Origin of the sequence: Streptomyces pathocidini, from assembly GCF_001418495.1 — a bacterium.
Taxonomy (GTDB): domain Bacteria; phylum Actinomycetota; class Actinomycetes; order Streptomycetales; family Streptomycetaceae; genus Streptomyces; species Streptomyces pathocidini.
Map to the genome: position 1 here is coordinate 1 of NZ_LIQY01000145.1, position 10,057 is coordinate 10,057.

12 protein-coding genes are annotated in these 10,057 nt (G+C 71.5%); 4 read left to right on the forward strand and 8 right to left on the reverse strand.

The window, feature by feature from the left end; translation table 11 throughout:
• Positions 1 to 499 (forward strand): ferredoxin reductase domain-containing protein (locus tag AOK16_RS09030; RefSeq protein ID WP_478071899.1); only part of this gene is annotated, 499 nt, incomplete at its 5' end.
• A gap of 131 nt (positions 500 to 630) precedes the next feature.
• Here AOK16_RS09030 and AOK16_RS09035 read toward each other — a convergent pair.
• Genes AOK16_RS09035 through AOK16_RS09045 form a run of 4 tightly spaced genes read right to left on the reverse strand, consistent with a single transcriptional unit; the run spans position 631 to position 2,883 of the window.
• Positions 631 to 1,110, reverse strand: coding sequence for an NUDIX domain-containing protein (locus AOK16_RS09035; protein ID WP_055471723.1), 480 nt, complete (start codon positions 1,108 to 1,110; stop codon positions 631 to 633).
• Between the two features lie 45 nt (positions 1,111 to 1,155).
• Positions 1,156 to 2,292: a cystathionine gamma-lyase gene (locus tag AOK16_RS09040; RefSeq protein ID WP_055471724.1), complete on the reverse strand. Its 1,137-nt coding sequence runs from the start codon at positions 2,290 to 2,292 to the stop codon at positions 1,156 to 1,158.
• The gene (locus tag AOK16_RS27115) at positions 2,289 to 2,444 is read right to left on the reverse strand and encodes a hypothetical protein (protein WP_157859153.1); all 156 of its coding nucleotides are present in this window, start codon (positions 2,442 to 2,444) and stop codon (positions 2,289 to 2,291) included. The genes AOK16_RS09040 and AOK16_RS27115 overlap by 4 nt, the downstream gene beginning before the upstream one ends.
• A 58-nt stretch (positions 2,445 to 2,502) precedes the next feature.
• The gene (locus tag AOK16_RS09045) at positions 2,503 to 2,883 is read right to left on the reverse strand and encodes a phage holin family protein (protein ID WP_055471725.1); all 381 of its coding nucleotides are present in this window, start codon (positions 2,881 to 2,883) and stop codon (positions 2,503 to 2,505) included.
• A gap of 48 nt (positions 2,884 to 2,931) precedes the next feature.
• Between AOK16_RS09045 and AOK16_RS09050 the strand changes: the two genes are divergently transcribed.
• Together AOK16_RS09050 and AOK16_RS09055 are read left to right on the forward strand one after the other, a co-directional pair.
• Positions 2,932 to 3,249: a cupin domain-containing protein gene (locus AOK16_RS09050; protein ID WP_055471726.1), complete on the forward strand. Its 318-nt coding sequence runs from the start codon at positions 2,932 to 2,934 to the stop codon at positions 3,247 to 3,249.
• Between the two features lie 104 nt (positions 3,250 to 3,353).
• Positions 3,354 to 3,632 carry a DUF5326 family protein gene (locus AOK16_RS09055; RefSeq protein ID WP_157859154.1) on the forward strand — a complete coding sequence of 93 codons (279 nt, stop codon included), beginning with the start codon at positions 3,354 to 3,356 and terminating at the stop codon, positions 3,630 to 3,632.
• Here the strand turns inward: AOK16_RS09055 and AOK16_RS09060 are convergent.
• Entirely contained in the window at positions 3,595 to 4,950 is a 1,356-nt protein-coding gene (locus AOK16_RS09060) for a YibE/F family protein (RefSeq protein WP_055471728.1), read from the reverse strand. The two genes, AOK16_RS09055 and AOK16_RS09060, sit on opposite strands and share 38 nt — an antisense overlap.
• Before the next feature lie 266 nt (positions 4,951 to 5,216).
• On the opposite strand from AOK16_RS09060, the gene thiC reads away from it, so the two are divergent.
• Complete coding sequence (thiC, locus tag AOK16_RS09065; RefSeq protein WP_055471729.1) at positions 5,217 to 7,046, forward strand: phosphomethylpyrimidine synthase ThiC; 1,830 nt, start codon at positions 5,217 to 5,219, stop codon at positions 7,044 to 7,046.
• 116 nt (positions 7,047 to 7,162) lie between these two features.
• On the opposite strand, the gene AOK16_RS09070 is transcribed toward thiC, so the two are convergent.
• The 3 genes from AOK16_RS09070 to AOK16_RS09080 all read right to left on the reverse strand — a co-directional run bounded on the left by AOK16_RS09070 (position 7,163) and on the right by AOK16_RS09080 (position 10,007).
• Positions 7,163 to 7,807, reverse strand: a complete 645-nt coding sequence (locus AOK16_RS09070; protein WP_240483467.1) for a hypothetical protein — start codon at positions 7,805 to 7,807, stop codon at positions 7,163 to 7,165.
• 120 nt (positions 7,808 to 7,927) lie between these two features.
• Positions 7,928 to 8,797 carry a hypothetical protein gene (locus tag AOK16_RS09075; RefSeq protein WP_055471731.1) on the reverse strand — a complete coding sequence of 290 codons (870 nt, stop codon included), beginning with the start codon at positions 8,795 to 8,797 and terminating at the stop codon, positions 7,928 to 7,930.
• 181 nt (positions 8,798 to 8,978) lie between these two features.
• On the reverse strand, positions 8,979 to 10,007 hold the full coding sequence (locus AOK16_RS09080; RefSeq protein ID WP_240483470.1) for a metallophosphoesterase: 1,029 nt from the start codon (positions 10,005 to 10,007) through the stop codon (positions 8,979 to 8,981).
• Positions 10,008 to 10,057: the final 50 nt, after the last annotated feature.

A 10,057-nucleotide genomic window follows, 5' to 3' on the forward strand; every position in this document is an offset into this window, starting at 1 on the left:
GGGCGCGCTCGTGCACCGCGCGCGCCCCGGCGACGTCCTGCGGCTCGGGCCGCCGGGCGGTTCGATGACCGTGGACCACGGCGCCGACAACGGCCTGCTCTGCCTGGGCGGCGGCACCGGTATCGCGCCGATCAAGGCGCTGGTGGAGGACGTCGCCGAGCACGGCCGCAAGCGCCCCGTCGAGGTCTTCTACGGCGCCCGCCGCGACTACGACCTCTACGACATCGACACCATGCTGCGGCTGGCCCGCTCCCATCCCTGGCTCTCGGTGCGCCCGGTCGTCGCCAACGGTCCGGCTCCCGCGGGCGGCCTCAGGGGGCCGTTGCCCGAGGCGGTGCGGAGCTACGGCCCCTGGCACGCGTACGACGCCTATCTCTCGGGGCCGCCCGGGATGATCCGCAGCGGGATCGACACCCTCACCGATGTCGGCGTGCCGGCGGACCGGATCCGCCACGACGCCCTGGAGGAGCTGATCGCGACGGGGCCCGAGGGATTCTGAACCCGGCCTCGGGCAGGTTGGAACCCGGAGGCGGCGGGCGGTGTATTAGAGGTGTACGGCGCCCAGGGGAGGCGCCCGCACTGTGGGGGTACGTCATGGGGGTTCTGGCGGAGAGGCGGAGGACCGGGGCGTCAGCCCAGGTCGGGGGCGTGCAGCGCTCGTACGCCCTCGATGTTGCCGTCCAGGTAGTGCCGCAGGGAGAGCGGCACCACCTCGACCGAGGCGAGCCCGGGCCGGGTGAACGGGATGCGGGTGATCTCGTACTCCCCGCTGGGTTCGTCGACTTCGGGACCGTGGCGGCGCGTCGGGTCCATCGACTCCAGGCGGCAGACGAAGAAGTGCTGCACCTTCACACCCGTCACCCCGCCGTCGGCGATGTGCTCGACGGTGTCCACGAAGACCGGCACCACGTCGCTGATCTTCGCACCCAGCTCCTCGTCCACCTCGCGGTGCAGCGCGTCGACGACCGTGGCGTCCTCCGGCTCCACGCCCCCACCGGGGGTGATCCAGTACGGCGGGCGGCCCGGCTTGGTCCGCTTGATCAGGATCATCTCGTCGCCGTCGAGCAGGATGGCGCGGGCGGTTCGCTTGACCACGGGTCGTACGGTCATGGAGGAGATGTGGCCCTGTCCGGGGCCTCCGAAACGTACCGGAACTCAGCCGGCCGTCGGGGCCGCCGTCTCGTCCAGCGCCCGCAGCACGTCCGCCACCAGGTCCTCGGGGTCCTCGGCACCGACGGAGAAGCGGACGAAACCCTCCGGCACGTCGTCCCCGCCCCAGCGCCCGCGCCGCTCGGCGGTGGACCGCACGCCGCCGAAGCTGGTCGCGTCGTCCACCAGGCGCAGCGCCGCCAGGAACCGCTCGGCGTATGCGCGGTCGGGCAGCGTGAAGGACACCACGCAGCCGAAGCGGCCGGACCGCATCTGCCGGGCGGCGACCGCATGCGAGGGGTCGTCGGGCAGGCCCGGGTAGCGCAGCCCGGTCACCTCGGGGCGCTCGCGCAGCGCCTCGGCCAGGGCGAGGGCGGTCGCGGTCTGCCGGTCGATGCGCAGCTGGAGGGTGGACAGCGAGCGATGGGCGAGCCAGGCTTCCATCGGGCCGAGGATGGCCCCGGACGTCTTGCGCCAAAGCTTCACCTGGGCCGCCAACTCGCGATCGCGGCAGGTCACATAGCCGAGCAGCACATCGCCGTGGCCGGTCAGGCCCTTGGTGCCGCTGGCCACCGAGAAGTCGGCGCCCAGCTCCAGGGGCCGCTGGCCGAGCGGGGTGGCGAGGGTGTTGTCGACGGCGACCAGCGCGCCCGCCTCGTGGGCGGCGTCGGCCAGCCGCCGGATGTCGCACACGTCGAGGCCGGGGTTGGAGGGCGTCTCGATCCACAGCAGCTTCGCGCCCTCGAGGTGCTTGGCCTGGGCCTCGCCCGCGGTCGGCGCGGTGCGCACCTCGACACCGTAGGACTCCAGCCGCTCGCGGATCAGCGGCATCGCCTGGTAGCAGTCGTTCGGAAGCACGACGGTGTCCCCGGACCGCACACCCGAGAGCAGCACGGCGGCGATGGCGCCCATGCCCGAGGGGAAGGCGACGGTGTGCACGTCCTCGCCGGGTGCCTCCAGCTCGCCGATGGCGCGCTCCAGGCCGGTCCAGGTCGGGTTGTCGTCCCGGCCGTAGGTGTACGGGCCGACGGCGTCGCCCGGCAGGTGGTAGTGGGCGGCGAAGACCGGACCGGGCATGGTCGGCTCATAGGCCACGGGCTCCGGGAGTCCGGCCCGTACGGCGCGGGTTCCATCACCGGTCATGTGCTGCCTCCTTGGCTGTCGCGCTGCTGGTCGTCTCGCCGCTGGTCGTCGAGGGTCGCGCGGACGCCACCGAGGAGGGCCTGCGCCGCGGGCTCGATATTGCCGGTGCACACGCAGCACACGCGGAAGGGGGAGCGGGGTGACGGGCTCATGGGCCCATCATCCGCCACCCGCGGCCGGGCCTCCGCCGCGGGAGCGGAAGGGGGTGGATCAGTCCTCGCCGTCGGGCAGGACCACGTTCATCGCCCAGGAGACGATCGAGACGATCAGACCGCCGAGCACGGCCGTCCAGAAGCCCTCTACGTGGAAGGAGAGGTCGAGCTTGTCGGCAAGCCAGGAGGTGAGCAGCAGCATCAGGGCGTTGATCACCAGGGTGATCAGGCCGAGGGTGAGGATGAACAGCGGAAAGGCCAGCAGTTTGACCACCGGCTTGACGATGAAGTTCACCAGGCCGAAGACCAGGGCGACGAGTATGAGGGTGAGTGCCTTGCGGCCGACGCTGTCGCCGGTCAGCGTGATGTCCTGCAGCAGCCAGATGGCCACGAGCAGGGCCGCCGCGTTGGCGATCGTCTTGACTACGAAATGCTTCATGGTGAGATCGTGGCAGACCGGATCTGGAGAGCTAGGGGTGGGACGGGAATGAAGGCGTTCCGGCTGGATGAACTCGAGGCGGAGCGGGCCGCCAACCAGGGGGCGTACCTGCAGTTCCTGCGCGAGCGGAACATGTCGGTCGGGCTGTACGCGCTGGACGCCGGCACCGCCGACTCGCAGCAGCCGCACCGGCAGGACGAGGTCTACTTCGTGGTCAGCGGACGGGCCTCGATCACGGTCGGGACGGAGACCACGATGGTCGCGCGCGGCAGCGTCGTGTACGTGCCGGCGGGGGTGCCGCACAAGTTCCACCACATCAGCGAGGACCTGCGGGTCCTGGTCGTCTTCTCTCCCCCGGAGAGCTGACCACCCGGAGCCCCTGGCTCCCGTAGGGGTCGGGTCAGGGAAGGACGGGGGCCGCGGGGCCTCCGCCGGGCACCGTGCCGTGCCTAGCATCGAAGACAGCCCGGATGGACCGGGAATCTCCCGGGAACCGGGACGAAAGTGTGGAAGCGGGGCCGACAGTGGCTGCAGTCAAGGAGATCTTCGAGGGTCTGCCGTGGTGGGTGAAGTGGGTCGCGGTGCCGTTGCTCGCGCTCTTCGTCTTCGGCGGCATGATCATGAGCGTGGTCGGCTTCGTCGTCGGGCTGCTCTTCAAGGTTCTGGTGTTCGTCGCCCTGGTCGCCGGACTGGTCTACGTGGTGCGGAAGTTCACCTCTTCCTCCTCCTCGTCCCGCGACGACTGGTAGCCCGCTCTGTCCGTCCCGCCGCACCGACCGCGGGGCGGTCGGCCGAGACGACCAGCGCAGCCAGGATCGTGGTGACCGGCACCGAGGCGACCAGCCCGATGCTGCCGACCAGCGTCCGGACGATCTCCTCCGCGACGATCTCGCTGTTGGCGACGGCGCCCACGCCGCTCTGCGCGATCGAGAACAGCAGCAGCAGCGGGAGGGCCGCGCCCGCGTAGGCGAGGACGAGGGTGTTGACCACGGACGCGATGTGGTCCCGGCCGATGCGCAGGCCCGCACGGTAGAGCTGACGCACTGTCATGGATGGGTCGGCCTGCTTCAGTTCCCAGACCGCCGAGGTCTGGGTGATCGTCACGTCGTCCAGCACGCCGAGCGAGCCGATGACGATCCCGGCCAGCAGCAGACCGCTCATGTCGATGCCGGGATAGAGGCCGTGGATCAGTCCGGTCTCGTCCGAGGTGTTGCCGGTCAGGCTCGCCCAGCCGATGAACAGCGATCCCAGCAGGCCGATCAACAGCAGTGACACCAGGGTGCCGAGAACGGCCACTGAGGTGCGGGCGTTGAGTCCATGGCACATGTACAGCGCGATCAGCATGATCGCGCTGGCCCCGACGACCGCCACCACCAGCGGGTTCGAGCCGTGCAGGATCGCCGGGAGGATGAAGAAGGACAGCACGGCGAAGCTGATGGCAAGCGCGATCAGCGCCATGAGCCCGCGCATCCGCCCCACGACCACCACCGCCACCGCGAAGATCGCAGCGAGCAGCGTCAGCGGGAAGCCGCGGTCCACGTCCGTGACGGAGTACTGGAGTTCACGTGGGGCGTCGGGGGCGTACGCGACGACGACGCCCTGGTCCTGGCGCAGTCGGCGGGTCTCGTCGGGCCGGATGATCTCGGTGAACGTACGCCCCTTGTCCTTCCCCGAGGTCACCTCGACCGTGGCCCGCTTGCAGTTCTGCTGCCGCTGACCATCCGGGGCCTGCTCCGATCCGCCGGTGGCGCCGTCCGGCGAAGGCTGCTGCTGGGCGTTGACCTCCGCGCAGTCGACCGTCTCCACCTTCACGACCCGGCCCGACTCGGTCTGCCGGTCGAAGCCGACGCCCGAGCGCTCGTGCCCCGGGACGCCGCCCGGCCACAGCACGGCGAGGCCGATGGCGACAGCGACGGTGAACGGGATCAGCACCGCCGCGATGACCTTGCGGAGGTGGTTCGAGACGGGCGCGGCGGGGCCGTGGCTGTGCGTGTGCGCGTGGGAGTGCGCGGGCGTCGCACCGTGCGCTGGTCGGTGGTCGTCCGGGTTGCCGGGTGGTGAGGTCACCGCCAGATCATCGCAAGAGGGCGGCGCCGTGTGCGGGCGCCCCCGCGGGGCGGAGCGGCGCTGCGACCCGTGCGGGTTCGCCGTCCCGTTCTCCCCGGCCCCTTTTCAGGTCGCGGAACCAACCGTTACGGTGGGGGCGTTTTGCACACGCGGGAGCTCGGAGCACCGGGCTGAGAGGGCGCTGACCTCCGTACGGGACGTACGGACGCCGCTGCGCCGACCGCCGAACCTGTTACCGGGTAATGCCGGCGTAGGGAGTAGGTCTCATGACCGTTCAGGACGACGCACGCACGCCTGCCACCAGCCAGGACGAGGTCCCCGCGGCCACAACAGCCGCCAACGGCCCCGCGGAGGACCGCGAGCCGGGCTGGCACAAGGGCTACCTCCAGGGGCCCCGCCCCGACATCCGGGTCCCGGTCCGCCGGGTCCACCTCACCAACGGCCGGGACGTCACGCTGTACGACACCTCCGGCCCGTACACCGACCCCGCCCTCGACACGGACGTCCGCCGCGGTCTCGCGCCGCTGCGGGAGAACTGGATCGTCGCCCGTGGCGACACCGAGGAGTACGCCGGTCGCCCGCTCCGCCCGGAGGACGACGGCCTCAAGCACACCTCGCCGCGCGGCGGGCTGCGCAATCTGGACGCAGTCTTCCCCGGTCGCCCGCGCCAGCCGCGGCGCGCGCGCAACGGGGCGCCCGTCACCCAACTCGCGTATGCGCGGCGGGGGGAGATCACGGCGGAGATGGCGTACGTCGCGGTCCGCGAGAACGTCTCGCCCGAGCTCGTGCGGGACGAGATCGCCGCCGGCCGGGCTGTGCTGCCCGCCAACGTCAACCACCCGGAGATCGAGCCGATGATCATCGGTAAGAACTTCCTGGTGAAGGTCAACGCCAACATCGGCAACTCCGCAGTCACCTCGTCCATCGAGGAGGAGGTGGAGAAGATGACCTGGGCGACCCGCTGGGGCGCCGACACGGTCATGGATCTCTCCACCGGGCGCAACATCCACACCACCCGCGAGTGGGTGCTGCGCAACTCCCCCGTCCCCATTGGCACGGTCCCGCTCTACCAGGCGCTCGAAAAGGTCGACGGCAGGGCCGAGGAACTGACCTGGGAGGTCTACAAGGACACCGTCATCGAGCAGTGCGAGCAGGGCGTGGACTACATGACGGTCCACGCGGGCGTGCTGCTGCGGTATGTGCCGCTGACGGCCCGCCGCAAGACCGGCATCGTCTCGCGCGGCGGTTCGATCATGGCGGCCTGGTGCCTGGCACACCACCAGGAGTCGTTCCTCTACACGCACTTCGAGGAGCTCTGCGAGATCCTCGCTGCGTACGACGTCACGTACTCCCTCGGCGACGGGCTGCGTCCCGGCTCCATCGCGGACGCCAACGACGAGGCGCAGCTCGCGGAGTTGCGCACGCTGGGCGAGCTCAACCGGATCGCCAAGTCCCACGGCGTCCAGACCATGATCGAGGGTCCGGGCCATGTCCCGATGCACAAGATCAAGGAGAACGTGGACCTCCAGCAGGAGATCTGCGACGAGGCCCCCTTCTACACCCTGGGCCCGCTCACCACCGACATCGCGCCCGCCTACGATCACATCACCTCGGGCATCGGCGCCGCGATGATCGCCTGGTGGGGCACGGCGATGCTCTGCTACGTGACGCCGAAGGAGCACCTGGGCCTGCCGGACCGGGACGACGTGAAGACCGGCGTCATCACGTACAAGATCGCTGCCCACGCCGCGGACCTGGCCAAGGGGCACCCCGGCGCCCAGGAGTGGGACGACGCGCTGTCCGACGCCCGCTTCGAGTTCCGCTGGGAGGACCAGTTCAACCTGGCCCTCGACCCGGACACGGCCCGCGCCTTCCACGACGAGACGCTCCCGGCCGAACCGGCGAAAACGGCCCACTTCTGCTCGATGTGCGGTCCGAAGTTCTGCTCGATGAAGATCTCCCAGGACATCCGGCGCGAGCATGGCGGCGCCATGGGGGCGGGGGACGGCAGCGAGGAGATCGAGGCCGGGATGGCGGAGAAGTCGCGGGAGTTCGCGGAGGCGGGGAACCGGGTCTACCTGCCGATCGCGGACTGAGCGCGGGCCCCGCCCGGGGTGCCCCGCGCCGGCCAGGGTGTCCCGGACGCGGCCCGTTCAGCGCCGGGGTGCCCCGGCCTGGGCGCCCAGCGCCGGGTGTCCCGGGCGCGGGCCGTTCAGGATTCCGCGTCCGCCAGGGACAGGACCGCTTCGCGCGCCGCCTTGAGGGCGCCCTCGCGGATGGTCTTCTCGGACGGGGCCTCACGGGAGGCGAAGTCGCTGCCGTTGTAGGTGATCGTGATCAGCGCGTTCGCCTTGCGGACCACGACCACCGACTCGCGGGTGCCCTGGCCGTCGTCCTGGGTGAGATCCGTGCCGACGGAGGCCTCGTCGCCCAGACCGGGGGCGGGCGTCGGCTTCTTCTTGCCGGTGTACGAGCGGACGGCGGCCGGTTCGTCGAGCGTCTCGAAGGTGACGTCGAGCCAGCGGTAGTCGTAGCCGTCCAGGGCGTGCCACGAGCAGCCGGCACGGCGGGTGGGATCGGTGGTGTCCAGCTTCTTCCCCGCGGGCGCCGCGCCCGGGACCAGGGCCTTGACCACCGGGGACGCCAACGCGGCGCAGGCGTCGGGCGGTTCGGCGTAGCGCCGGGCGGCGGTTTCCGGCCGCGGGCCCGGGGGCTCGGCGGCCTGGGCGTCGGCGGAGCCCGGGTCCCCGCTGGTCGACATGGCCCAGCCGGCGATGGCCAGGACGACCACCGGCAGTAGGCGGGCGGTGAGGGTGAGGGGCAGCGACGGCACGGCGGCGGTTCTCTCCGTCGTCACGGGTACGGGACAGGTCGATGTCGAGCGTGCCATACCGGTCCCGCCCGCGAACAGGCATGGCGGATTACGGGATTCCGTAGACCGTGAGAACGGTGGCGCGCCGCCTCCCCGGCCCCCGCACTAGTCCGGCTGGTGTTCCGGGCCCCCGTAGTCCGGGCTCGAGTAGCCGGGGCTCTGGAAGGACGGGCGGCTGGAGGCCTCCTCGGCGCCGCCGCCCTCCCCGCTCTCCGTGCTGAATCCCGGGCGCGAGTAGCCCAGCCGGGGCGTGCGCCCGGCCGAGAAGCGCGGGTCTCCGCCGTACGCGCCCTCCGCGCCCCGCGCGCCCGCCGGATCCGCCAGCGCCTCCCGCAGGAACGGCAGCACGCCCCGCTCCAGCAGCGCCTGCCGCCAGGCCTCCCGCGCGCGGTCGACCTCGGCCGTGCGCTCGTCCACCGCCGAGGCGCGCAGCGAACTCGACCCGTTACGCAGGGCGGTCAGCAGCAGTCCGCCCATCGCGAGCACGATGGCCCCGGCGGTGAGCGCCACGAACACCCAGCCCGCGTTGACGAGCGTGTCCGCGACGGACTCGTCGGGGTTCACGTACCGCAGCAGATAGCCGACCAGCAGGAAGATCACGGCGGCGGTGCCGGCCAGCACCGGGGCCAGGACGGAGAAAACGGCCAGCAGCCCGGCCCCGGACCCGTCCTCGTCGGCCGTCTCGGCGGGAGTGTCCGAATCCGGACCCTCTTCGTCGGCCGAGTGCGCCGGAATCGGTGGCGGTTCGCGCAGTTCGTCCCGGACGCGCACGAAATGCTGGTATTCGGCCGCGGCGCAGGAGGCGATGGCCGCGGAGGCGGCGAGCGCCATCGTGCGCAGCTGCTCGGCGTTGAGCCGCCGCCCGATCGCGGCCAGATCCGGCCGCTGCTCCGCGGTGCGCAGCGTCTCTCCGAGGAGCCGCTCGAACTCCGGGCGGTCCTCGGGCAGCAGATGCGGTGCCCTGTTCATGTGCATCCCCCGATGCTCCGTAGGCCTGTGTGCCGGCTCTCACCGGGCAGTTGGGCGGAAACGGAGGGAGAGCCTGCTACGGATACGCCGATGGTAGAGCGCCAAAGGCACGGGGTGACAGGGAGTTTCCGGAAAATGCCCGGGCCGTATGCGGAACCAGTTTTCCTGACATCTGCCCGGAAAGTGTTCAGTCAGCCAGGGGGAGTTGGACGACCAGCAGCTTTCCGGCCATGGTCACTCCGCCGTCCATGGCGACCGCGAGCCCGTCGGCGTACACGTGCGGCCCCTGGACGGCGGGGGCGCCGCCGTCCTCGTCCTCCTCCGAGCCGACCTGTCCGAGGAGGTACGGGATGGGGCTGTGGCCGTGGACGATGCGCTGGCCGCCGTAGCGCGCCAGCAGGTCGTGCACGGCCTGCGGCCCGGACTGGTCGCGGAAGGCGAACCGTTTGGTGAACTTGCGGAAGAGGTCCCAGCACTCGTCGGGGTCGTTGCGCTGGAGCGTCTCGGTGACGGTGTCGTTGACGGCCTCGATGGAGTCGCCGTACTCGAGGTACGCGGTGGTGTCGGAGTGCACGAGCAGGTGCCCGTCCTCCTCGGCGATCGCGTCGAGCCGGGACATCCACTGCAGGTGGTGGTCCTCCAGGCGCTCCATGTCGGTGCGTTGGCCGCCGTTGAGCAGCCAGGCCGCCTGGAAGGAGGCGGTGCCGGCGCCGGAGCCGACGGGGGTGTCGGCGAACCGTTTGGCACCGATCAGCAGCAGCTCGTGGTTGCCCATCAGGGCCTTGCAGTAGCCGCCGGCTGCCGCGGCCTCCGCGGAGAGCCGCATCACGAGGTCGATGACGCCGATGCCGTCGGGGCCGCGGTCGGTGAAGTCGCCGAGGAACCAGAGCCGGGTGTTGCCCGCGGCCCAGTGGTCGTCCTCGTCGATCAGGCTCTGGGCGCGCAGGGCTTCGCGCAGTTCGTCGAGGTAGCCGTGGACGTCGCCGACGACGTAGAGCGGGCCGAGCGCGGGCGCCTCCGGGGCGGGGGCGGCGCCCGGGCCGGTCTCGGGTTCGCCGGAGAGGGTGAGGGACAGCGTGGCCGCCTCGGCCGCGGCACCGGGGGCGGTGGCCGCGAGGCCGGGCTCTGCGGGCAACGAGGCCTGGGGTGCGGGCAGTCGGGAGGCCTGCGCGGGTACCCGGGGGCTCTGGCCGTACGGCTGGGGGCTGTGCGGCAGAGGGGTGTGCGGCTGGGGGCTGTGTGGATGGAGGCTGTGCGACTCAGGGG